Source organism: Sedimentitalea xiamensis (genome assembly GCF_030164465.1).
Taxonomy (GTDB): Bacteria; Pseudomonadota; Alphaproteobacteria; order Rhodobacterales; family Rhodobacteraceae; genus Sedimentitalea; species Sedimentitalea xiamensis.
Genome location: NZ_JASNJE010000002.1, coordinates 52,218 through 74,089, shown reverse-complemented (window position 1 = coordinate 74,089; position 21,872 = coordinate 52,218). Strand labels below are relative to the sequence as shown.

Annotated in this window: 21 protein-coding genes; 16 read left to right on the top strand and 5 right to left on the bottom strand. The window is 64.7% G+C overall.

Annotated elements, in window-relative coordinates; translation table 11 throughout:
• Positions 1 to 32: 32 nt before the first annotated feature.
• On the bottom strand, positions 33 to 1,073 hold the full coding sequence (gene pyrC / locus QO034_RS02185) for a dihydroorotase (RefSeq protein ID WP_284483865.1): 1,041 nt from the start codon (positions 1,071 to 1,073) through the stop codon (positions 33 to 35).
• Between the two features lie 108 nt (positions 1,074 to 1,181).
• Here pyrC and QO034_RS02180 point away from each other — a divergent pair, with 108 nt between their 5' ends.
• The gene (locus QO034_RS02180; RefSeq protein ID WP_284483864.1) at positions 1,182 to 1,631 is read left to right on the top strand and encodes a hypothetical protein; all 450 of its coding nucleotides are present in this window, start codon (positions 1,182 to 1,184) and stop codon (positions 1,629 to 1,631) included.
• Between the two features lie 206 nt (positions 1,632 to 1,837).
• On the opposite strand, the gene QO034_RS02175 is transcribed toward QO034_RS02180, so the two are convergent.
• The 3 genes from QO034_RS02175 to QO034_RS02165 are packed head-to-tail and all read right to left on the bottom strand — an operon-like array spanning position 1,838 to position 5,846.
• Complete coding sequence (locus QO034_RS02175; protein WP_284483863.1) at positions 1,838 to 4,183, bottom strand: glycosyltransferase family 2 protein; 2,346 nt, start codon at positions 4,181 to 4,183, stop codon at positions 1,838 to 1,840.
• A complete protein-coding gene (locus QO034_RS02170; protein WP_321169982.1) occupies positions 4,183 to 4,815 on the bottom strand; it encodes a sulfotransferase family protein in 633 nt (210 codons plus the stop codon). The genes QO034_RS02175 and QO034_RS02170 overlap by 1 nt, the downstream gene beginning before the upstream one ends.
• 2 nt (positions 4,816 to 4,817) lie before the next feature.
• Complete coding sequence (locus QO034_RS02165; protein ID WP_284483862.1) at positions 4,818 to 5,846, bottom strand: glycosyltransferase family 2 protein; 1,029 nt, start codon at positions 5,844 to 5,846, stop codon at positions 4,818 to 4,820.
• A 243-nt stretch (positions 5,847 to 6,089) separates the two neighbouring features.
• Here QO034_RS02165 and QO034_RS02160 point away from each other — a divergent pair, with 243 nt between their 5' ends.
• From QO034_RS02160 to QO034_RS02115, 10 genes are all read left to right on the top strand, one after another.
• The gene (locus QO034_RS02160; RefSeq protein WP_284483861.1) at positions 6,090 to 6,998 is read left to right on the top strand and encodes an AAA family ATPase; all 909 of its coding nucleotides are present in this window, start codon (positions 6,090 to 6,092) and stop codon (positions 6,996 to 6,998) included.
• A gap of 83 nt (positions 6,999 to 7,081) precedes the next feature.
• Positions 7,082 to 8,350, top strand: coding sequence for a vWA domain-containing protein (locus tag QO034_RS02155; RefSeq protein ID WP_284483860.1), 1,269 nt, complete (start codon positions 7,082 to 7,084; stop codon positions 8,348 to 8,350).
• Between the two features lie 145 nt (positions 8,351 to 8,495).
• Positions 8,496 to 9,041: a YeeE/YedE thiosulfate transporter family protein gene (locus tag QO034_RS02150; protein ID WP_284483859.1), complete on the top strand. Its 546-nt coding sequence runs from the start codon at positions 8,496 to 8,498 to the stop codon at positions 9,039 to 9,041.
• Positions 9,038 to 9,631, top strand: a complete 594-nt coding sequence (locus tag QO034_RS02145) for a YeeE/YedE thiosulfate transporter family protein (protein WP_284483858.1) — start codon at positions 9,038 to 9,040, stop codon at positions 9,629 to 9,631. Before QO034_RS02150 ends, QO034_RS02145 begins: the two co-directional genes overlap by 4 nt.
• A 154-nt stretch (positions 9,632 to 9,785) precedes the next feature.
• On the top strand, positions 9,786 to 10,757 hold the full coding sequence (locus QO034_RS02140; RefSeq protein ID WP_284483857.1) for an XdhC family protein: 972 nt from the start codon (positions 9,786 to 9,788) through the stop codon (positions 10,755 to 10,757).
• Positions 10,754 to 11,758: a molybdopterin-binding protein gene (locus QO034_RS02135; RefSeq protein ID WP_284483856.1), complete on the top strand. Its 1,005-nt coding sequence runs from the start codon at positions 10,754 to 10,756 to the stop codon at positions 11,756 to 11,758. Before QO034_RS02140 ends, QO034_RS02135 begins: the two co-directional genes overlap by 4 nt.
• 141 nt (positions 11,759 to 11,899) lie before the next feature.
• Entirely contained in the window at positions 11,900 to 12,328 is a 429-nt protein-coding gene (locus QO034_RS02130; protein ID WP_284483855.1) for a hypothetical protein, read from the top strand.
• A gap of 167 nt (positions 12,329 to 12,495) precedes the next feature.
• Positions 12,496 to 12,981, top strand: coding sequence for a (2Fe-2S)-binding protein (locus tag QO034_RS02125; protein ID WP_284483854.1), 486 nt, complete (start codon positions 12,496 to 12,498; stop codon positions 12,979 to 12,981).
• 130 nt (positions 12,982 to 13,111) lie between these two features.
• Positions 13,112 to 15,475 (top strand): xanthine dehydrogenase family protein molybdopterin-binding subunit, encoded by a 2,364-nt coding sequence (locus tag QO034_RS02120; RefSeq protein WP_284483853.1) that lies wholly within the window; start codon positions 13,112 to 13,114, stop codon positions 15,473 to 15,475.
• 92 nt (positions 15,476 to 15,567) lie between these two features.
• A complete protein-coding gene (locus tag QO034_RS02115) occupies positions 15,568 to 16,356 on the top strand; it encodes an FAD binding domain-containing protein (RefSeq protein ID WP_284483852.1) in 789 nt (262 codons plus the stop codon).
• Positions 16,357 to 16,446: 90 nt separating this feature from the next.
• Here the strand turns inward: QO034_RS02115 and QO034_RS02110 are convergent, their stop codons facing one another.
• Positions 16,447 to 18,546: a 4Fe-4S binding protein gene (locus QO034_RS02110; RefSeq protein ID WP_284483851.1), complete on the bottom strand. Its 2,100-nt coding sequence runs from the start codon at positions 18,544 to 18,546 to the stop codon at positions 16,447 to 16,449.
• 144 nt (positions 18,547 to 18,690) lie between these two features.
• Here QO034_RS02110 and pqqA point away from each other — a divergent pair, with 144 nt between their 5' ends.
• Genes pqqA through pqqE form a run of 5 tightly spaced genes read left to right on the top strand, consistent with a single transcriptional unit; the run spans position 18,691 to position 21,821 of the window.
• A complete protein-coding gene (gene pqqA / locus QO034_RS02105; protein ID WP_284483850.1) occupies positions 18,691 to 18,798 on the top strand; it encodes a pyrroloquinoline quinone precursor peptide PqqA in 108 nt (35 codons plus the stop codon).
• 32 nt (positions 18,799 to 18,830) lie between these two features.
• Complete coding sequence (pqqB, locus tag QO034_RS02100) at positions 18,831 to 19,718, top strand: pyrroloquinoline quinone biosynthesis protein PqqB (RefSeq protein ID WP_284483849.1); 888 nt, start codon at positions 18,831 to 18,833, stop codon at positions 19,716 to 19,718.
• Positions 19,715 to 20,443 carry a pyrroloquinoline-quinone synthase PqqC gene (pqqC, locus tag QO034_RS02095; RefSeq protein ID WP_284483848.1) on the top strand — a complete coding sequence of 243 codons (729 nt, stop codon included), beginning with the start codon at positions 19,715 to 19,717 and terminating at the stop codon, positions 20,441 to 20,443. Before pqqB ends, pqqC begins: the two co-directional genes overlap by 4 nt.
• A complete protein-coding gene (gene pqqD, locus QO034_RS02090) occupies positions 20,440 to 20,727 on the top strand; it encodes a pyrroloquinoline quinone biosynthesis peptide chaperone PqqD (protein WP_284483847.1) in 288 nt (95 codons plus the stop codon). Before pqqC ends, pqqD begins: the two co-directional genes overlap by 4 nt.
• Positions 20,724 to 21,821 (top strand): pyrroloquinoline quinone biosynthesis protein PqqE, encoded by a 1,098-nt coding sequence (pqqE, locus tag QO034_RS02085; protein WP_284483846.1) that lies wholly within the window; start codon positions 20,724 to 20,726, stop codon positions 21,819 to 21,821. The genes pqqD and pqqE overlap by 4 nt, the downstream gene beginning before the upstream one ends.
• The last annotated feature ends 51 nt before the right edge of the window (positions 21,822 to 21,872 follow it).

The window sequence follows — 21,872 nt, the reverse complement described above, 5'->3', positions numbered from 1 at the left end:
ACTCCGTTCGATTTGCAGCGGGTTGCGGTGGGCTAGTCGGCGACGGACCAGTGCAGTGGAAAACCGGGATCGAAAACGGTGACGGTGTCCGTGCCGACACCGATCTTGTCCGGATACTGCACCTCTGCGCCTTTCGTCAGGGTCAGGTCCGCCGTGTTCACCGGCAGGCGATAGAAACCCGGTCCGAACAGCGAGGCAAAGCCTTCGAGCTTGTCCAGCGCCTGTTCGCGTTCAAAGACTTCGGCCAGGATCGACAGGGTGTTGGTGGCTGTGAAGCACCCGGCGCAGCCGCAGGCGTTTTCCTTCAGACCGTCGGTGTGCGGGGCGCTGTCGGTGCCCAGGAAAAACCTGTGATCCCCGGAGGTTGCCGCCTTGACCAGCGCCAGGCGATGGGTTTCGCGCTTGGCGACGGGAAGGCAATAATAGTGGGGTTTGATCCCGCCGACGAGAATATGATTGCGATTGATGACGAGGTGATGGGTCGTGATCGTGGCCGCCAGATCGGCGGTGCTGGACAGGACGTAATCCACCGCGCCCGAGGTGGTGATGTGTTCCATCACCACGCGCAAACCGGGGGTGGACCGGCGGATGGGATCCAGGATGCGGTCGATGAACACCGCTTCGCGGTCGAAAATGTCGATGTCGGCCGACGTGACTTCGCCATGCACGCAAAGCGGCAGGCCGATGTCGGCCATGCGTTCCAGCACCGGGCGGACGCTGTCGAAATCCGACACGCCGCTTGCCGAATTGGTGGTCGCCCCCGCCGGATAGAGCTTCACGGCCCGGACCAGACCGCTGGCATGGACCGCGGCGACGTCGTCCGGGTCGGTGTCTTCGGTCAGGTAGAGCGTCATCAGCGGCTCGAACGTCATTCCGTCGGGCAGGGCGGCCATGATCCGGTCGCGATAGGCGGCCGCCTGCTGCCCGGTCACGACCGGGGGCACGAGGTTCGGCATGATGATCGCGCGGGCGAAATGGCGGGCGGTTTCGGGCAGGACCGCCGCCAGCATGGCGTCGTCCCGCAGGTGCAGGTGCCAGTCGTCGGGGCGTTTGATCTTCAGGGTCTGTGTCATGCGCTTCCGCTAGCACAGGCCGTTCGCGCCGACCAGAGGGGCGAGACGATTTGCGCCGTTTCAAACCCGCGGGATGCGCTGCACTCTGACCCCGGTTGGAGAAACCGGATGCGCAGGACACTTACATTCAGGCATGGCTATGCGGTCGATGCGGACAGGCTGTTCGCGCTGGTTTCGGATCTGGACACGCTGGATGCGATCAGCGGGCCCTGGTTGCGGTTTCTTCACCTGCCGTCCGGACCCGTGGTCCAGGGTCAGGTCATCGATGTCGGGGTTTCGGTCTTTTGCCTGTTCCCGGAAAGGCCCTACAGGATGCAGGTGGTCGTCTTTGACCCGGTCGCGCGCAAGCTGCGCAGCGAGGAATCCGGCCTGGGCATCCGCAAGATGGTGCATGGTGTCCAAGCGCGCCCGGACGGACGCCATTCGGTTCTGCTGGAACACATCGACATCGATGCCGGGTCGCTGACGCCTGTCGTTGCGGCCTTCGTCTGGATCGCTCACAAATGGCGGCACTACCGCCGCCGTTCCCTTCTTGCGAACGATGGGGTGCCGTCCTGAAACGCATTTTCCGAAAATCACCGAGTGGTCTGACGGCGCCTGATTCCGGATCAATCATGGGGTGCGGCGCATGTTGTTGGGCATGGCAGGGCCATCAGCAGACGGACAAAAAGCGCCGGGTAACTTCCCGCCCCATCGGGGCATGAAACCGGTCCTGCCGCCATGCAACGGCCAATCAGTGCAGGTTCGCAAGGGCAGAAATTACTTCAGCTTTCCATGTCGAGCGCGAGCGCATAGGCGGCCCGTTCGGTGTCGGTCAGCCTGACCCTGAGCGCCTGTTGATACAGGTCTTCGAATTCGGGCATTCCGCGCAACTCCTCGGCCTTCGCGTGGTGCCATTCCAATCCCTGCCGATGCAGGTGCCGTATGGTGTCGTCCTGCAACAGGCGGTCGTATTCCGCCCGGACCCTGGGGATGTTGCGCTTGATCGTCACGTCCCGGTGGCCGGACCAGTCCATGCGAATCCAGTAGTTCAGGCCGATGGACCGATCGACATGCAGCGCACGTCCGCGTTGCCGCTTGACAAGGAAACTGTCGGCGCTGCGCAGGGCATAGTGGTTCAGTTGCAGAAGGTCATAGCCGACGGAAGTCCTGGAATTGCGCCAGCCTCGATCCACGACCTCGGACGTCATGTCCTCGCCCGAGCCGTTGACCCAACGCACATTGTCTTTCTTCGCCGGATCCAGCTTGTTGGGGCGGTGGCAGCTCATCTTCTCATAGGCGCCGATATTGCGGAACATTGTCTTGAAGCCCCAGACCGTATGCGGTTTGGGGCAGTATTTCGGTGCGCAGGTGTCGAACTGGTCGATGACGAATTCATCGCCCAGCCGCCTGATCCCGTTGTGCCCGAACAGACGCCATGTCATCGCGATGTTGCTGGCGTCGGGGACAAGCGCGAGAAAATCATCCAATGTTCCGTTTCCCGCGCGGACGTTGATGAACTCATCCACGTCGATATGGACGATCCAGTCGGCGGAACTGACGACCGGTTCCTTCAGCGCCCGGTTCAACGCGTGCTGCTGCGGAGATTTCCCCTTCCAGATGTCGTTGCTGCGATGGTGCAGCACGCCCATCGCCTGTAGGCGCTCCAGGATTTCGGATGTGCCGTCGTCGCAGTCGTTCGTGTAGATCACAAACGTATCGACGCCGATGGAACGGTGATACGCCACCCATTCCAGGATATAGGGGGCTTCGTTCTTCATGCAGGCCACGATCACTTTACCGGAAGACCCATCTTGCAAGATCCGCGGCGGAACCGGGTCAAAGGCCGGCGCAAGGATGTCTTCCCGCGTCGCACCCATGCGGTTGTGCGGCGCCATATGCGAGGATCTTAGCTGCCTGAGATTGCGGGCTGCCAGTGGCGGCAAGATGGCCGCCGATGCCTCGGGACCCGGTTCGCCTGAATCCCCATTGGCCACAGGGATTTGGGGCTCGTGTCCGCGCGGCAAACCGGCTCGCTGCGCCTTGTCGATGCGATACATGAAACCCAGAAGATACTGGCTGGCGCGAAAGCCGTTCCCGGGGTCGGCTTCCTGCCAGGTGTCGTCCGGAAAATCCGGGGCAAACGTATCCTCGCCGAGCGCGGGGTGAGCGCCGACCAGGTCCGCTACCTGTCCGCGAAACCGTTCGGAAACGGCGCACAGGCTGCCCGGTGCCAGCGGCGCACCGTCGATCTGGATCTCCCGAAGAAAACTCTGCCAGAGAGGAAGCGGAAGCCGGCGTCTTCCCGTGCCCAGCATCCGGCAGATCAATACGTTCAACTGCCGCGCCCGCGCCAGCCCCTCCGCCGAGGGAAGAGGCGGGACAGAGGGCATTATCGAGGCCGCCAGATCATGCATGAGACCGAAACTTTCGCGGATTTCATCGGCAATCCGTGCGGTTTTGAATCTTGCGGGGTCCAGCGGGCGCAGGGACAGGCTGTTCGGCCCGAAGGCGGATTCCCAGAACCGGACCAGTGCGGTGTAGTCCAGCCAGAAGGGCGCTCCCTGGTTTTCCTCGAACACACCGGTCGATGGGTCGATGTCCGGCGCCGCGTCGATACAGGCCCGCCACCAGTCGGGCCTCTGCGCAAGTTCGATCTCACGGCTCAACGGCACCGTGCGCCCGGTCATGACCTGAGCGGCGTAGTGGCGCGCGAGCATTCGCGCCGGTTCATCGACATGAGCGACGATGGAAATGTCATCCGAGAACCGGTTCAGCAAGGTCTTCAGCCGGTCCAGTTCGCTTTCCCGGTGCAATGCTGTGCCAAGCTGTGCGCAAGACAGGATCAGGTTTTCCGGCCTGGCCCGGGCGATTTCCCGGTCGAGATCGGCAATCAGGGCCTCGCGCAGGCCGCGTTGCCGGTTCGGGTCCAGAAGATTCTGTCCGAACCGAAGGGGGTCGATGTGATCATGGTCAGTCACCGCCATGAAAAGCCGGGCATGGTCCTCTGCCCCCGGACTGCGGGCAAAAAGGTTGCCCCGTTCCGCCATCTGGTCGCGCTGACCGGACATCACCCGTTGCATCTGCGCAGTCCGGTGCGCGTCCAGCCCGATATGAAGATGGATGCGCATCAGGTGGCAGATGCCCCGGCCCGCACCGGGTTCGCGTTCAACCGGCCCCACCAGGGAAGTTCCAGTCCAAGGAAATCGCCGATCCGGTCGCGCGCCAGGGGATCGGCAATATCGTAGGTCAGGTAATCCGGGTCATCCCCGAAGAACCGGGCCAGCGCGGCATAGTGCCCTCTGATCCACTGCATCCGCTCCTTCGTCGTTTGCCCGTAGTCGCGCGGCAGGCCGGGAATGGCCGAATTCGGCAGCCGGCTCATGCCCAGATCGGACCAGGCCAGCATCGATTGCGAGAGTTCAAAGGGATCGCGGCAGGACGCCAGGAACTTCAGCCCCGGATTGTGCACCCGCAGCGCCATGATCAGGGCAAAGTCCATCTGCGGCCAAAGGGAGTCATCCTCGCGCAGCAGGCTCATTTCCGAAATTGCGTCGATTTCGGACAGCAACGCGCCCGGATCACCGGACTGAAAATAGCCGCGATACAAGAGTTCCGCCACGAACTGGCCCTTCAGCGCGGCATCCGATGTGCTGCGCCTGCGGATTCTGCGGTCGGCGACCTTCAGGCCCGCGCGGCGCAACGCCCTGGCCAATGTCGTGGTGCCGGTTTTCGGCAGCCCCAGGTTGACGACCCGCAACACGATCAGAGCAGCCCCAGATCGGCGAGCATCGCCTCTTCCTGCGGGGGCAGCGTGCTGGCCGACGTCAGCAGGCTGCGCATGCGCCGATAGGCAGGCCGTCCTGCCAGTTCGACGCATCTGGCCCGGTGCAGACGGACACATTCCCGGTGCAGAGCGGCAATTTCGCGGTCCGCGTGAAAATCCCGCAACGCGGCGGTCAGGGCGGGCAAATACCTGTGGATGCTTGTATCGGAATGGGCGGGATCGTTGCGTTCGCGCCAGTAGGTGTCGTCAAAGACACGGTTCTCGCGATTCACGTCGCCCCGTGCGGTCTTGACCAGATAGCTGTCAAGCGATCGCAGGGCATAGTGGTTGAGCGTGGCGTGGGTCCGCGCGCCCCGCGCGGGAAACCGGCGGATACGCCGCGTATTGGCGGCCATCAGAAACTTGTGCGGCACCGCGCGGCCGGATCCGTCGGTCCAGACCGGCCGATCGGCAGGCGCAAGGTTGCCTTTGAAAAATGGCCTGTGAGCGCCGAAATACTGCAAGGGGAAATCGCGCCGAACCAGCGTTTTGACTTCGATCGCCGTTTCGCCGCACCAGATGTCCGGGTTGTGCGACCGTCTGAACTGCGCGATCACGGGTTCGTCGGCATAATGCTCCACGCCGTCGTTGGCGAAGAACTGAAAACTGACGGAAATCGCATGGGGATCGCCACAGGCGGCAATCAGCGCCGGTATGGTGTGATCGCCCGAATGAATGTTGAGAAACTCGTCGACATCGGCCACCCAGACCCAGTCGGCCTCAGACACAATGTCCTGATCCCGCGCGTGTTTCAGCGCTTCCATCTGGTAGTTCCGTCCTCTTGCCGGGTTCGGAAGGTGCCGCACGATCCCGCGCGCCGCCAGTGCGTCGAGCAAGGCGTCGGTGCCATCGTCGCAGTCGTTGGAATAGAACAGGAAATCCGTCACCCCGAGCAATCCGTTGAACGCGATCCACTCCAGAAGAAACGGGCCCTCGTTCTTGACGCAGGTTATCGCAGTGATCCGCATTCCATCCCTCGCGCCGCGCGCCGGCGTCGGCCCTGCCTTGAACCGGTCTGCCTCTGCGGTCTCTCTCGGCGCATTTCTATCGCCGCAAACCTTGATAATTCATGACATTCCTACGGGAACCGGTCAACGCCGGCGCTGTCCGGGCGTCGTCGTGGCAACCTGCGGTCTAAGACCATGGTCCCACAGCCCGCCGCTTGACGGCGCCGCCGAATTCGTGACCTTTTGGGCGTCAGAGGAGATCACATGCAGATACCGCAATCCATCGATGCCGTTCAGCAGATGCTGTCGGAACAGGGCTATGTCTGCGGTCGGGCGCTGGCGACGGTCGTTTTCCTGTCGCTGAAACTGGGCCGGCCGCTGTTTCTCGAAGGCGAAGCCGGCGTCGGCAAGACCGAGATCGCCAAGGCCCTGGCCGCCGGGCTGAACCGGCGCCTGATCCGTCTGCAGTGCTACGAAGGGCTCGATGCCTCTAGCGCCGTCTACGAATGGAACTTCCCGGCGCAGATGATCGCGATCCGGACCGCCGAGGCGTCGGGGAACGCCGACCGCGACGCGCTGAACCGCGAATTGTTCAGTGCTGACTACCTCGTCGAACGTCCGCTGCTTCAGGCGCTGCGCCCGGATGAACACGGCGCACCGGTTCTGCTGATCGACGAACTGGATCGCACCGACGAACCTTTCGAAGCCTTTCTTCTGGAGTCGCTCAGCGATTTCCAGGTGACGATCCCGGAGCTTGGCACGATCAGGGCGCCCGAGCCGCCGATCGTGATCCTGACCAGCAACCGCACCCGCGAGGTGCATGACGCGCTGAAGCGGCGCTGTCTCTATCACTGGGTCGATTACCCGGATTTCGACCGCGAGATCGAGATCCTGCACGCCCGCGCGCCCGAGGCTTCGGAAACCCTGAGCCGCGAGGTGGTGGCCTTTGTCCAGCGCTTGCGCACCGAGGACCTGTTCAAGAAACCCGGCGTGGCCGAGACCATCGACTGGGCCAAGTGCCTGCTGGCGCTGGACGTGATCAATCTCAGCCCCGAGGTCATCGCCGACACGCTGGGCGCGATCCTGAAATACCAGGACGACATCCAGAAGCTGCAGGGCTCGGAGGCGAAACGTATCCTCGACGAGGCCAGGGCAACGCTGGAGGTGGCATGAACCGCCGCGGGGCGACCTTTTTGATGCTTCATCTTTGCAAAAATACTCCGGGGGTATGGGGGCAGCGCCCCCATGACGACTGAATGCCCGAATACGCGCCGCTGGATATTCCCGACGACCCCAAGCTGGTCCACAACATCACCCATTTCGCCCGCGCCCTGCGCAAGGCCGGGCTTCCGATCGGCAGCGGCCGGGTGATCGACGCGATAAGGGCAGTGGAGGCGGCGGGGTTCACCGACAAGCGCGATTTCTACTGGACGCTGCATGCCTGTTTCGTGAACAAGCCCGAGCAGCGCACGGTGTTCGCGCAGATCTTCCGGCTCTACTGGCGCGATCCGCGATTCATGGAGCACATGATGTCGATGATGCTTCCCGCCATTCGCGGGGTGCAGGAGGACCGCAGCGCGCAGGCCGCAGAAAAGCGCGCCGCCGAGGCGCTGCTTGACGGGATCACGCCGGAGCTGCCGGAAGGCGACAGCGATGGCCCGGAGGAGGAGACGCTGATCGAGGTCGATGCCTCGATGACCATGTCGTCCGAGGAACGCCTGCGCCGTCTCGATTTCGAACAGATGAGCACCGAGGAAGTCGCACAGGCCAAGCGCATGCTGGCCCGGTTGAGCCTGCCGGTGCAGCCGATCCCGTCGCGGCGCGGCATGGTCAGCCCGCAAGGGCAGCGGGTCGATTGGCGCAGGACGCTGCGCGCCAGCATGCGGCAGGGCGGCGAACTGCACGACATCGTCCGCCGCAAACCCAGGCCGCGCTGGCCCAACCTCGTCGTTCTCTGCGATATCTCGGGCTCGATGAGCCAATACAGCCGGATCATCCTGCATTTCCTGCATGCGGTCAGCAATGCGAAGGGGGCGGGATGGGCGAAAGTGCATGCCTTCACCTTCGGCACCCGGCTCACCAATATTACCCGGCATCTCAATCAGCGCGACGTGGACGCGGCGCTGGCCGCCGCCGGGGCGGAGGCGCAGGATTGGGAAGGCGGCACCCGGATCGGCCAGTGCCTCGAGGCGTTCAACCGGGACTGGTCGCGCCGGGTCATGGGGCAGGGGGCGGTCGTCCTGCTGATCACGGACGGCCTGGACCGGGACGATCCGGATGCATTGGCGCGACAGATCGAACGCCTGCATTTGTCGGCGCGGCGCCTGATCTGGTTGAACCCCCTGTTGCGCTGGGACGGTTTCGCGCCCAAGGCACGGGGGATCGCCGCGATGCTGCCGCATGTGGACAGCTTTCGCGCCGGGCATTCGGTTGCGTCGCTTCAGGACCTCGCGTATGTCATCTCGCGCCCCGACGATGTCGGGGAAAAGGCGCGTCTGATGGCGCAGTTGCAGCGAGGCGGATAGCGCAACCGCCTGCCCGGTCCGGCATGACGGTCCGTCGCGCCAGATCGGTGCCGCGTTTCGGTCAATGGGCGAATTGATCCAGATCAAGACATCGCGAACCGATTTACGTATTCTGAAAGCAGAATATTATTGGAAAGGACAGACAATGGCTCTGAACTGGAAAATCGGTGGCCTGCTGCTCGGCTTGGTGTTCTTCGCCGCCGTGCTCTTGGTCAAACCCATCGGAGTATCCACGCAATTCGTCATTCTGGACGGCATCATCGCGAATGCGGTCAATCCGGACCTGGTGACGCAGACAGCGGACGGTTTCGCCTCGACCAATGCGTATCTCGACAAATATGCGAAATCCGTCGCCAATCCGTTGAACTACGGTTTCGTTTTCGTTCTGGCGATGGCTGTCGGCGGGCTTCTGTCGAGCCTCGCAAGGGGCGGCCTGTCCAGGGCCGAACGCAGCAGTCCGGCCCTGTGGCGGGGGAACTTCGGCGACAGCGCGGTAAAACGCTACGTCGTCGCCTTTCTCGGAGGGTTCGTGGTGCTCTATGGCGCGCGTCTGGCGGGAGGCTGCACGTCGGGACATATGATGTCGGGGATGATGCAGACGGCGGTGTCGGGTTACATCTTCGCCGCCGGCGCCTTTGGCGCGGCCATTCCCGTCGCGCTTCTGATGTATAAAAAGGAGGCCATCGCATGACGTCTCTTCTTCTCGCTCTCGTGATCGGTGCCGCCTTCGGTGCGGTTCTCGACCGGGTCGGGGCCAGCAATCCCTCGCTGATCGGAAAAATGCTGAACCTGACCAATCTCAATCTGGCCAAGACCATCCTGCTGGCGATCGGGGTCGGATCCGTCCTGATGTTCGGTGGTCAGATGCTGGGCGTCGTCGATGTGGGCCATATGTCCGTCAAGTCGGCCTATGCGGGTGTCTTCATCGGCGGCTTGATGCTGGGAGCCGGTTGGGCCGCCGCCGGATACTGCCCCGGCACCGGCGTCGTCGCGGCGGCTTCGGGCCGGAAGGATGCGCTGTTCTTCATTGCCGGGGGATTGCTTGGAGCCGCGGCCTACATGGTCACCTACCCGATGTGGAAATCCAGCGGCGTTCTGGAACCGGTTCTCGGCGGCAAGGTCACGCTTGGCGCGGTTCCCGGATCGGGTATTGACGCGGTGACGGCGCTGCCGGGGGATAGTCTCGGACTACTTCTTGGCGCCGCGTTCATCGCCGTCGCCTTCACCTTGCCCGAACGGCTTGTCAGCCGCCCGTCCGGACATCGCCATCCGGCGGAATGACGGCGTAGCCAAATGCGATCCCCTTGTGGCCGTCCGGGAAATCGGGCGGCCTGGGCGGTCAGGTGTTTGTGTTCCCACCTGACCGCTCTTATACCTTTTGGGGGGCAGACAGGATTTGCACCTGGCTTGATACTGCCGTGCCGGGAGGATGGACATGGATCGATTTGACAGCAGCCCCGAAACCGCGCTGCAATGGCATCGCGACGGTGTCGGCGCCGCCCTCGCCACGGTCGTGCAGACCTGGGGCAGCGCCCCGCGCAGGGTCGGCGCGCAACTGGCGGTCGGGGGCGACGGGCGGATCGAAGGATCCGTGTCCGGCGGTTGCGTCGAAGGCGCGGTGATCGTCGAGGCGCTCGAAGCCATCGACGACGGACGCCACAGGATGCTGGAATTCGGCGTCAGCGATGACGATGCCTTTGCCGTCGGGCTGGCCTGCGGCGGTACCATCCGGATTTTCGTGGAGCCTGTCGGCCCGGCCTTGCCGGTCGACATGCTGGAAGACCTGGTGCAGGCGCGTGCGATGCGCACGGCGCTGGCCTACGAGGTGAACACCCGCACCGGAGACCGTCGGCTGGTCAGGGGCGGATACCCCGACCGGATGCGGATGGACCGGTCCGGCTTCGAAGAGGATGGCGTCACCTTCGTCGCGGTGCACAATCCGCCCCTGCGCCTGATCGTCGTCGGTGCGGTCCATATCGCCCAGGCGCTGGTGCCGATGGCCCGGATCGCAGGCTATGACGCGGTGCTGATAGATCCGCGCGACGCTTTTGCCGCGAGCGATCGGTTCCCCGGCGAAACCATCCTGAGGGACTGGCCCGACGAGGCGGTGGCGCAACTCGGGCTGGATACGCGCACGGCGCTGGTTCTGCTGACCCATGACCCGAAGCTTGACGATCCCGCGCTCCAAGCCGCCTTGGCGGCCGAGGTTTTCTACATCGGGGCCCTGGGAAGCACACGGACCCACGCCAAACGGGTGGACCGGATGACGGCCGCAGGCTTCACCGAGGCGCAGATCGCACGCATTCACGGACCCGTCGGCCTGGACATCGGGGCTGCGGGGCCGGCGGAGATCGCGGTGTCGATCCTGGCGCAGATGACGGGCGTGCTGCGCGGACGGGTTTCATGAAGTTCGGCCCGGTCGCCGTATCGGAGGCCCAGGGCGCGGTTCTGGCCCATTCCGTGAAGCTGCCCGGCGCGCGGTTGCGCAAGGGGGTCGTCTTGACGGCGGACCATGTCGCCGCCCTGCGGGACGCCGGGCTGACGCAAGTCATCGCCGCCCGGCTGTCCCAGGGCGATCTCGATGAAAACACGGCCGCGTCGAAACTCGCCGCCGTTCTGGTGCCCGATCCGGCGTCGGCGGGGCTGACGGTGACGGCGCCTTTCACCGGCCGGGTCAATCTCATTGCCGATACGCCGGGTGTCGCGGTGCTGAACGTCGATGCTTTGGAGCGTTTCAACCGCGTGCATCCGATGATCACCATCGCCACGGTGCCGCCGTTCCAGCAGATGCAGAAAGGCGGCATGGTTGCGACGATCAAGATCATTTCCTACGGCGTGCCGGGAACGGATGTGGACCGCGCCGCGGCCTGCGCGCCCAATGCGCTGCGCATCGCCCCCCCGGTCTATGAAACGGCGGGGCTCGTCGTCACCGACATCGACGGAGGACCGGGCAATGACAAGGGCATCCGCGCCATGGAAGGGCGGGTCGCGGCGCTTGGCATGGACTTGTCGGATATCGTGACGGTGGACCACGACATCGACAATCTGGCCCGCGCCCTGGCCGGGATCCGCGGCGATCTGGTGATGATCCTCACCGGCTCGGCGACTTCGGACGTGGACGATGTCGCGCCCGCCGCATTGCGCCGGGCGGGCGGGGTGGTGGAGCGGTTCGGAATGCCCGTCGATCCGGGCAATCTCCTGTTCCTCGGCCGCATGGGGGGACGTCCGGTCATCGGTCTGCCCGGCTGCGCGCGGTCCCCGGCGCTCAACGGCGCGGATTGGGTTCTCAGCCGCATTGCCTGCGGTGTTCCGGTGACGGCCGCCGATATTTCGGCGATGGGAGTCGGCGGTTTGCTGAAGGAAATCCCGACCCGCCCACAGCCCCGCGCAGGCCGCAAACCGGCATGAACGGTGGTCTCGCGCTGGAATCGTTGCAGGAATGCACAGTTTCGTCAGGGAATTGCGCTTCGGGTTATTGTTTTGCGTGACTTGAAGTTTCGTCCGGGGTTGGATTCCGGTCGACCAAGTTCAACCCGCCAGGGGGATCACATGCGAAATCCCGGCCTGATCTGCGTTTGCGCCCTGGTTGCGGGGGGCTTCGCGCAGGAACTCGCAGCAGAGGACCGATCCGCGGGCCAAGCCTTGGGGCTGAACGCCATGGCGCGGGACGACAGCCGGGAATTCCGCTACTGGGTCAATGAAAACCTGGGCGTCGGGGCGCATGCAGAGCCGGTCGAAGACGTGCCGGATGGGTGGGTTGTCGGTGTTCCGGTGACTGTTCTCGTTGGCAAGGGTTGGGAATTTCTCGCGATGCCCGGCGCGGAAGTCGTCGATGGCGATACCGCAGCCCTGATTCGTCTGGGCGCGGGCTATGCCTTTGAATTCGATGCTTTTGATGTCAGGCCCGGAATTGAAGCCGACTTCGTGGAAGGCGACCTGAACTACGCAATCGGCGCAAATCTCGTCTTCAGTTTCTGAAGCCGGAAAACCCGGGACGTCCGGCGCAGAGCCTCTGTCTCCATGTCCTGTCGCCGGGCTCTCCGGGCGTTCCGGGATCATGCTAAAGTCCTATAATTTTCCTGTTCTCAACCCGACGGGGCCGTGTTTAACTCACCGCAAGAGTTTGAACATGCCGGGAGATTATTATGTCTGAAGTTCGGATTGTGGTGAATGGAGTTGAGCGTGTTGGTGTTGTTGAGGGTCGGACGTTGTTGTCGGGTTTTTTGCGGGACGGGCTGGGTTTGACGGGGACGCATGTGGGATGCGACACGAGCCAGTGCGGGGCCTGCGTGGTTCATGTGGACGGTCAGGCGGTGAAGTCCTGCACGATGTTCGCGGTTGAGGCGGACGGGCGTTCGGTGGACACGATCGAGGGGCAGGCGGCGCCGGACGGGACCCTGAACGCGATCCAGCAGGCGTTCCAGGATCATCACGGGCTTCAGTGCGGTTTCTGCACGCCGGGGATGGTGATGTCGGCGGCGGCGCTTCTGAAGGAGAACCCGACGCCGGGCGAGGCGGAGATCCGGGAGTATCTGGAGGGCAATCTCTGCCGGTGCACCGGCTATCACAACATCGTCAAGGCGATCCTGGCGGCGTCGGGTCAGGACGTGGCCGCCATCGCGGCGGAATAACAGCGGGGGGCCAGCCCCCCGCAGCCCCCCGGAGTATTTTTCCAAAGATGAAGGGGGCGGGGCGCGGCCCGGATTTTCAGAGCGGCAGGGCGGGGTTCCCCCCGCCGCCCCAGGGAAGGAGAATGAGAACATGCCGAAGGATCACGGGATCGGGGCCAGCCCGAAGCGGCGCGAGGACGTGCGGTTTCTGAGCGGGACCGGCAATTATACCGACGACATCAACCTGAATGGCCAGGCCTATGTGCATTTCCTGCGCTCGGACGTGGCGCATGGGCGGATCGACAGGGTGGACACGGCGGCGGCGGCGGCGATGCCCGGTGTCGTGCGGATCTTCACCGGCGCGGATTTCGAGGGCGTCGGCGGGCTGCCCTGCGGCTGGCAGGTGACCGACCGGCACGGGCAGCCGATGGCCGAGCCGGGGCACCCGGTGCTGGCGCAGGGCAAGGTGCGCCATGTGGGCGACCCGATCGCGGCGGTGGTGGCCGACACCTATGAACAGGCGCGCGACGCGGCGGAAGCCATCGAGCTCGACATCGAGGAACTGCCCGCCGTGGTCGACATGAAGGCGGCGCTGCGGGACGGTGCGCCGAAGGTGCATGACGACCTGGCGGGCAACCTCTGTTATGACTGGGGGTTCGTCGAGGAGAACCGCGAGGCGGTGGACAAGGCGATCAAGGAAGCGGCGCATGTGACCACGCTGGAGCTGGTGAACCAGCGGATGGTGGCCAACCCGATGGAGCCGCGGGTGGCGGTCGGGGATTACAACCGGGCGACCGGGGATCACACGCTCTATACCACCTCCCAGAACCCGCATGTGATCCGGCTGTTGATGGGGGCCTTCGTGCTGGGCATTCCCGAGCACAAGCTGCGGGTGGTGGCGCCGGACGTGGGCGGCGGGTTCGGCACCAAGATCTTCCACTATGCGGAGGAGGCTTTCTGCACCTTTGCCGCCAAGGCGGTGAACCGGCCGGTCAAGTGGACGAGTTCGCGCAGCGAGGCCTTCATGTCCGACGCCCATGGGCGCGATCACGTGACGAAGATCGAGCTGGCGCTGGACGCGGAGAACAATTTCGTGGCGCTGCGCACCGATACCCATGCCAATATGGGGGCGTATCTGTCGACCTTCGCGCCCTCGGTTCCGACCTGGCTGCACGGCACGCTGATGGCGGGGAACTACAAGACGCCGCTGATCTATGTGAACGTCAAGGCGGTCTTCACCAACACGGTGCCGGTGGATGCCTATCGCGGGGCCGGGCGGCCGGAGGCGACGTTCCAGCTCGAGCGGGTGATCGACAAGGCGGCGCGCGAGCTGGGGGTCGACCCGGTCGCGCTCAGGCGGCAGAACTTCATCACCGAGTTCCCCTATGCCACCCCGGTGGCGGTGGAATACGACACTGGTGATTACAACGCGACGATGGACAAGCTGATCGAGATCGGCGATTTTGCGGGTTTCGCGGCGCGCCGGGCGGCGAGCGAGGCGAAGGGCAAGCTGCGCGGGCTGGGGGTGAACTGCTATATCGAGGCCTGCGGCATCGCGCCCTCCAACCTGGTGGGGCAGCTTGGCGCGCGCGCCGGGCTTTACGAGAGCGCCACGGTGCGGGTCAACGCCACCGGCGGGCTCGTCGTGATGACCGGCAGCCATTCCCACGGGCAGGGGCATGAGACGGCGTTTCCGCAGGTCATCGCCGAGATGATCGGGATCGACGAGAGCATGGTCGAGATCGTGCATGGCGACACGGCGAACACGCCGATGGGGATGGGCACCTACGGGTCGCGTTCCCTCGCGGTGGGGGGCAGCGCCATGGTGCGGGCGACCGAGAAGATCATCAACAAGGCGAAGCGGATCGCGGCGCATCTGATGGAGGCGTCCGAGAGCGACATCGAGCTGAAGGACGGGCAGTTTTCCGTCGCGGGGACCGACAAGTCGGTGGCCTGGGGCGATGTCACCCTGGCGGCCTATGTGCCGCACAACTATCCGCTGGAGGATATCGAGCCGGGTCTCGAGGAGACGGCGTTCTACGATCCGTCGAACTTCACCTACCCGTCGGGCGCCTATGCCTGCGAGGTGGAGGTGGATCCGGAGACCGGCCGCGTGACGATCGAGCGGATGACGGCGGCGGACGATTTTGGCAATATCGTCAACCCGATGATCGTGTCGGGCCAGGTGCATGGCGGGCTCGCCCAGGGGATCGGGCAGGCGCTGCTGGAAGGCTGCGTCTATGACGAGAACGGCCAGTTGCTGAGCGCGTCCTACATGGATTACGCGATGCCGCGGGCGGACGACCTGCCGTTCTACACGGTGGATCATTCCTGCGTCACGCCCTGCACCCACAACCCGCTCGGGGTGAAGGGCTGCGGCGAGGCCGGCGCGATCGGGTCGCCGCCCTCGGTGGTCAACGCGGTGGTCGACGCGTTGCAGTCGGCGGGCCGGGACGTGACCCATATCGACATGCCGCTGAGCCCGGCGCGGGTCTGGGCGGCGCTGCAGGGCTGATTTCAACCGTCCGGACCGGGGCTCTGCCCCGGACCCCGGAGTATTTTCAGCAAGAGGAAGGGGGCGGCCCCGGGCTCTTGGAGGAGACAGAGATGTACAGTTTTGAAGTGGACAAGCCGGGCAGCGTCGAGGCGGCGGTCGCGGCGTTGCAGATCGAGGAGGCGATGGCGCTGGGGGGCGGCCAGACGCTGATCCCGACGCTGAAGCAGCGGCTGGCGAGCCCGTCGCGGCTGGTGAGCCTTGCGGGCATCGCCGAGATGAAGGGGGTTTCCGCAGTGGATGGCGTCGTGACCATCGGCGGCGGCACGCCCCATGCCACGGTGGCGCGCGAGGCGGCCGGGGCCTATCCGGCGCTGGCGGCGCTGGCGGGCAATATCGGCGACCCGGCGGTGCGCAACCGCGGCACCATCGGCGGGTCGCTGGCCAACAACGATCCGGCGGCCTGCTATCCTTCGGCCGCGCTGGCTTCGGGGGCGACCATCGTGACCAGCAGCCGCGAGATCGCGGCGGACGATTATTTCCAGGGCATGTTCACCACGGCGCTGCACGAGGGCGAGATCGTCACCGCGGTGCGCTTTCCGGTGCCGCAGGCGGCGAGCTATCAGAAGTTCGAGCAGCCGGCGTCGCGGTTCGCGCTGGTCGGGGTGTTCTTGGCGCGCTTCGCCGAGGGCGTGCGTGTGGCGGTGACCGGCGCCTCCGAGGACGGCGTGTTCCGCTGGAGCGAAGCCGAGGAGGCGCTGAACAAGGAGTTCCGCGCCGACGCCCTCACCGGCCTCGCCATCGCCCCCGAAAACATGATCGCGGACCTGCACGGCACAAAGGAATACCGCGCACACCTCGTCTCCGTCATGACAAAACGCGCCATCAGGGCCGTGGGGTGACTCCGCGGCGATGACATTGGAATTCGGGGGCAGAGGAGGTTCCGTGCCCCCGTTTCTGTTTTCAGGCCAGGTTGCCGTCGCGATGGACGGTCACGATGCCATATCCTTGGCGGAAGCTGCCTTGAACGGTTCGCGTCGCGGCGGACGTTTCGCAAGAACCAGCGGCACGCATTGCCTGTCGTCATTGTGGATGGTCACGCAATCCAGGCACTGGAAACATTCGGAATAGCGGATCTCTCCGGTTTTCCCGATGGCGCCGTAGTTGCATTTGACGCGGCAGAGCTGGCACGGGTTTCCGCAGTCCGGGCGCCGCGCGATCCAGTCGCGCCCCCGCACCAGGCCGCCGATCGCCATGACGGCGCCCAGGGGGCAGACATAACGGCAGAAGCCCTTGAAATGCAGCATTCCCGCCGCGAGCCAGAACGCGGCATAGGCCACATAATACCAGTCCCGGATGAACAGGGTGGTGATCGCGGTCTTGAAGGGTTCGATTTCGGCCACCGCATCCACCTGACCGGGGGCGAGGACCGCCGTGGCGATCATGCCGGCCAGCAGGACATACTTGATCGACTTCAGGCGCAGATCCCAGCGCCCGGTCGGTTCCAGACGGGGCAGGCGCAAGATCCGGCCGGCATGGTGGGCGAATTCCTGCATGGCGCCGAACGGGCAGAGCCAGCCGCAGAACAGCCCGCGCCCCCAGAGCACGAAACCCAGGATCGCAACGGCCCAGATCAGCAGCGAAAAGGGATCGTAGAGCAGGAAGGCGAAACTGCCGCCATCGACGGTGGCGCGCAGGCTGCCCAGCACTGTCACGATGGACAGCTGGCCCTGGCCCCACCAGCCGACGAAGCCGATCACCAGCGCGAGCACTGACAGCCGGATCGGCGTGAAGAGGCGCGTGCCCGCGAGCTGGTTCATGCGAAAGAACAGCACACCGACCAGGCCGGCGAGAAGCGCCGCCAGCAGGATCATGTCGGTCTGCCGGTCACGAAGAGCGGACAGCCATGGCGGTGTCGCCGCTGCCGCCTGCGGCCTGAGAAAGAAGCGATCGTCGGTGGCATGGTTGATCGAAAATTCGATGCTGCCGCTTTGCGGCTGGAACACCCCATGCCGGCGCACCGCCTGCAACCTGAGCATCCAGTCCCGTATCGGGTCGAACCCGAGGCGGCGGTCGGTGCGCAGGATCATGGCGATGCCCTCGGGAACGTCCGGCGCGAGGTCGAAGATCAGGTCGGCGTCCCTGAGCGCCACGGGAAACCCGCCCTGTTCCGCCGAAATCCAGTCGGGGGCGGTGTTGCGGACGAATTCCGGGCCGACAAGGCCGTGGCGGGCGGATTCGATCAAAAGCAGGGGTTCGTCATTGGGAGAAATCTGCAGAAACCTCTGCAATTCGGCGAAACCGTCGTCATCCAGCACCGCGCGGGCGATCGACGGCGGGCCGATGTCGACGACCCAGAGGTCGAGATAGACCCCGTCCGGATCGGCGCGCGCCTCCGGGTCATCGTCTTCCCAAAGGGTTCCGGCGAAGGCTGCGTCCACCTCGGCATTGGTGACGACAAGCCGGGTGGCCAGCCGCTGCGCGACCAGATCATCCCAGGTCAGCGGTTCTTCGTGCGCCGGGTCGGGATAAGCCGGCGGATCGAGCGACAGCCCCTGCATCTTTTCGCGGGACACTGCCAGCGCCGCTCCCATGATCGACTCATGCGCGATGCGCACCGAGGCCGTGGCCTTTGTCACTCCGTCGAGATAGACCAGAGACGAGCCGCCGGATTCAGCGCCATAGGGCGAGCCGACGACAAGCGAAGAGGTGATGGAGCGCCCCGCGTACTGTTCCAGAAACCGGCGCAGGGCCGCTTCGCCGAGTCCCGACACAAAGATCGGTTCGTTCTGTTCGATCAGGCGCACATCCAGGAAAACGCCGTCCGGATCCAGCAGAACAAGCATGTTGATCGGGGCGCCGGAAAAGCCGGGCAGGGGCGCCAGCGGTTCGGTTTCAAAGGCATATCCGGCGTCGATGCCGCCAATGTTGATCAGCTTGTAGACGCCCTTGTCGTTCTGCGGATCGCCCAGGGTATAGGGTTGCGGCAGGTGGCGTTCCAGTTCGGCTCGCGTCAGCGGTTCCGCGAAGACCTGCGGTCCGGCGATCACGGCCAGGGCCAGCAGGACGAAGAAGGCAAGTTGCGCGCGCATGAGCGAACGCTAGGCGCGCGGTCGGGTCCCTGAAATGCGACCTTGGTCCCATGCGAACGGCTTACTACGACCAAAGGATCGTTTGCGGCGCGGACGCCGAAGCCCTATTGTAACGGCAAGAATATCAGCCACTGGAGGTGAAAAATGGCTTGGACTGCACCCAAACTGAAGGAAGTGAACTGCGGAATGGAGATCAACATGTATTCTCCGGCCGAGGACGAAGGCCGCGAATACGAACAGGATCTGTTCTGAGTCGGCCTGACTCCTGACACGCGAGGCCCGAAATGAAGTTTCTTGTTTTGGGTGCTGCTGCCGGGGGCGGATTGCCGCAATGGAATTGCGGATGTAAAAACTGCGAGGCGGCCCGAGCTGGCGAAATTCCGGCTTCGGGCCAATCCTCGTTGGCGGTCTCTGCGGGCAAGGGCGCGTGGAGCATCCTGAACGCCTCTCCGGACATCCGCGCACAGATGCAGGCCAATCCGGCCCTGCATCCGCGGGATCTTCGGGATACGCCGGTCCGGTCGGTCCTGCTGACCAACGGCGACATCGATCACATCGCCGGATTGCTCAGCATGCGGGAACAGACTCCGTTCACGTTGTTCGGCACCTCCGAAATCCAGTCCGTCCTGGCCGACAACCGCATTTTCGATGCGGTGTCGCGCGAAAAAGTCGACCGGCGGGCCATTGCGCTGAATCAGGATTTCGAACTTCACGACGGGCTGTCGGCCCGCCTGTTCGCGGTTCCCGGCAAGGTGCCGCTGTTCATGGAAGGCGAGACCGTGCAGACCGATCTCGTGGGGGAGCAGACGGTCGGGGTGCGTCTCTGGGATGACGACAGCGTCGCCTATTACATTCCCGGATGTGCGGCGATCACGGATCGGTTGCTGGCGCAGATCGCGGACGCGGATCAGTTGTTCTTCGACGGTACGCTGTGGGACGATGACGAGATGATCCGCACCGGGACCGGCGTCAAGACGGGCCGCCGCATGGGGCATGTGCCGATCAGCGGTCCCGACGGGTCGATGGCGGCCCTTGCGCATCTGCCGGCACGCAAGACCTATATCCACATCAACAACACGAACCCGATCTGGCTTCCGGACAGTCCGGAACGCGCCGCGGTGCTGGCCGCCGGCTGGCGGATCGCCCGCGACGGGCAGGAGAGTGCGACATGAGCCGCGAAAGCCTGGAAAAGCGTCTTCGGGCCATCGGTGCGGAACGCTACCACGACAAGCACCCGTTCCATGACAAGCTGCATGGTGGAGATTGTTCGCCGGATCAGGTGCGCGCCTGGGTCATCAACCGCTGGGCCTATCAGGCGGCGATCCCGATGAAGGATGCCGCCTTCCTGTCCCGCTGTTCCGACCCGGACATGCGCCGGGAATGGCGGTCGCGGATCGAAGACCATGACGGCGGTGTGACCGAAGGTGGCGGCCTCCGGCGCTGGCTGAAACTGGCCGAGGCCGTGGGGCTTGACCCGGATTACGTCGCCTCGGGGCAGGGCGTGTTGCCGGCCACGCAATTCGCGGTGGATGCCTATATCCGATACGTGCGCGACATGCCGCTGTTGCAGGCGGTGGCGTCGTCGCTGACCGAACTTTTCGCCCCCAGCATCCACGAACGCAGGATCGAAGGGTTATTGGAACATTATGACTTCGCCAATACGGAAAGCCTGTCCTATTTCCGCAAGCGCCTGAAAGAAGCGCCCAAGGATGTGGCCTATGGTCTGGAATGGGTGCTGCAACACGCCGACACGCCGGAAAAGGAAGACATGGCCTGCGAGGCGCTGATCTTCAAGACCAACGTCCTGTGGGCGCAGCTGGACGCGCTCTGGGGGGCCTATGTCGAACCGGGGCGGATACCGCCTGGCGCCTGGAAGCCAGGGGACGGCATGGCATGATCCTGGAGCTTGCCCCGACCGACCGGCCCTTCCTGCCCCGCGGTGTGCGGGTGCAGCCGGACCGGGTGCGCGGGGGCATGGTTCTTCTCGCGCCGGAAAAGGCGATCCGGCTGGATGCCATCGGAGAGGCGATCCTTGCGCGCGTGACCGGGCAGGCCAGTTTCGACGAGATCGTCGACGATCTGGCGCAGACATACAACGCGCCGCGCGACCAGATCGGAACCGACGTGCAGCGTTTTCTCGTCGGGCTGCGCGCGCGGATGTATCTGGGGGTGAACCCATGACCATTCCGCCTCCCATCGCGATGCTGGCCGAACTGACCCACCGGTGCCCGCTGTCCTGTCCCTATTGTTCCAACCCGGTCCAGTTGCAGGGGAAGGCGGCGGAACTGGACACGGCCACCTGGGCGGACGTGTTCCGCCAGGCGGCGGACCTGGGGGTCCTGCAACTGCATATTTCCGGCGGCGAACCCGCGTCGCGGCCGGACCTTGTCGATCTGACGGCGGCGGCGCACGACGCGGGGCTTTACACCAACCTGATCACCAGCGGCATCGGCCTGACGCCGAAACGGCTGGATGCGCTGGAAAGCGTGGGGCTCGATCACATCCAGCTGTCGATGCAGGGAACGACGGCGGGTCTGGCGGACTGGGTCGGGGGCTACAAGGGCGGTTTCACCCGCAAGATGGCGATCGCGCAAGAGATCAAGGCCCGCGGGATTCCGCTCACGCTGAACGCGGTGATGCACCGGCACAATCTGGACGACCTGGACGCGACCATCGACCTCGCGGTCGAACTGGGGGCGCGGCGGCTCGAGGTCGCCTGCGTCCAGTTCCACGGCTGGGCGGTCAGGAACCGCGACATGCTGCTTCCGACCTTCGAGCAGACCGAGGCGACCAAGCGCACGGTGGCGGCGGCGACGAAACGTCTGCGCGGCATTCTGGCGTTCGATTTCGTGCCGCCGGATTACTATTCGGACTACCCCAAGGCCTGCATGGGGGGATGGGGCAGCGCCGGGCTGAACGTGACGCCCGATGGCACCGTGCTGCCGTGCCACGCTGCCGAAAGCATTCCGCACCTGACCTTCCAGTCCGTGCGCGACGTGCCGCTGGCCGACATCTGGTTCAAGGGCGACGCGTTCAATGCCTATCGCGGCACCGACTGGTTGCCCGAACCGTGCCAGAGTTGCGAACGCCGCGACATCGACTTCGGCGGGTGCCGGTGCCAGGCGATGATGCTGGCCGGGGATGCGTCGGTGACGGACCCGGTCTGCACCAGATCCCCGGATCACGGTCTCGTCCTGAAGGTCCTGGAAGACGCGGGGGTCGCGCGCAAGGACGGTGAATTCACCTATCGCGCCTACGCCGGCAAGCAGGGCTGATACGCCCGGACTGGCCATTCCCGCCGGCCTGTGTATCGTGCAGAGCCGAGG

Coding starts and splice junctions, on each gene's coding strand:
- pyrC (WP_284483865.1), bottom strand. CDS start 1,073: ATGACACAGACCCTGAAGATCAAACGCCCCGACGACTGGCACCTGCAC.
- QO034_RS02180 (WP_284483864.1), top strand. CDS start 1,182: ATGCGCAGGACACTTACATTCAGGCATGGCTATGCGGTCGATGCGGAC.
- QO034_RS02175 (WP_284483863.1), bottom strand. CDS start 4,183: ATGCGCATCCATCTTCATATCGGGCTGGACGCGCACCGGACTGCGCAG.
- QO034_RS02165 (WP_284483862.1), bottom strand. CDS start 5,846: ATGCGGATCACTGCGATAACCTGCGTCAAGAACGAGGGCCCGTTTCTT.
- QO034_RS02160 (WP_284483861.1), top strand. CDS start 6,090: ATGCAGATACCGCAATCCATCGATGCCGTTCAGCAGATGCTGTCGGAA.
- QO034_RS02155 (WP_284483860.1), top strand. CDS start 7,082: ATGCCCGAATACGCGCCGCTGGATATTCCCGACGACCCCAAGCTGGTC.
- QO034_RS02150 (WP_284483859.1), top strand. CDS start 8,496: ATGGCTCTGAACTGGAAAATCGGTGGCCTGCTGCTCGGCTTGGTGTTC.
- QO034_RS02145 (WP_284483858.1), top strand. CDS start 9,038: ATGACGTCTCTTCTTCTCGCTCTCGTGATCGGTGCCGCCTTCGGTGCG.
- QO034_RS02140 (WP_284483857.1), top strand. CDS start 9,786: ATGGATCGATTTGACAGCAGCCCCGAAACCGCGCTGCAATGGCATCGC.
- QO034_RS02135 (WP_284483856.1), top strand. CDS start 10,754: ATGAAGTTCGGCCCGGTCGCCGTATCGGAGGCCCAGGGCGCGGTTCTG.
- QO034_RS02130 (WP_284483855.1), top strand. CDS start 11,900: ATGCGAAATCCCGGCCTGATCTGCGTTTGCGCCCTGGTTGCGGGGGGC.
- QO034_RS02125 (WP_284483854.1), top strand. CDS start 12,496: ATGTCTGAAGTTCGGATTGTGGTGAATGGAGTTGAGCGTGTTGGTGTT.
- QO034_RS02120 (WP_284483853.1), top strand. CDS start 13,112: ATGCCGAAGGATCACGGGATCGGGGCCAGCCCGAAGCGGCGCGAGGAC.
- QO034_RS02115 (WP_284483852.1), top strand. CDS start 15,568: ATGTACAGTTTTGAAGTGGACAAGCCGGGCAGCGTCGAGGCGGCGGTC.
- QO034_RS02110 (WP_284483851.1), bottom strand. CDS start 18,546: ATGCGCGCGCAACTTGCCTTCTTCGTCCTGCTGGCCCTGGCCGTGATC.
- pqqA (WP_284483850.1), top strand. CDS start 18,691: ATGGCTTGGACTGCACCCAAACTGAAGGAAGTGAACTGCGGAATGGAG.
- pqqB (WP_284483849.1), top strand. CDS start 18,831: ATGAAGTTTCTTGTTTTGGGTGCTGCTGCCGGGGGCGGATTGCCGCAA.
- pqqC (WP_284483848.1), top strand. CDS start 19,715: ATGAGCCGCGAAAGCCTGGAAAAGCGTCTTCGGGCCATCGGTGCGGAA.
- pqqD (WP_284483847.1), top strand. CDS start 20,440: ATGATCCTGGAGCTTGCCCCGACCGACCGGCCCTTCCTGCCCCGCGGT.
- pqqE (WP_284483846.1), top strand. CDS start 20,724: ATGACCATTCCGCCTCCCATCGCGATGCTGGCCGAACTGACCCACCGG.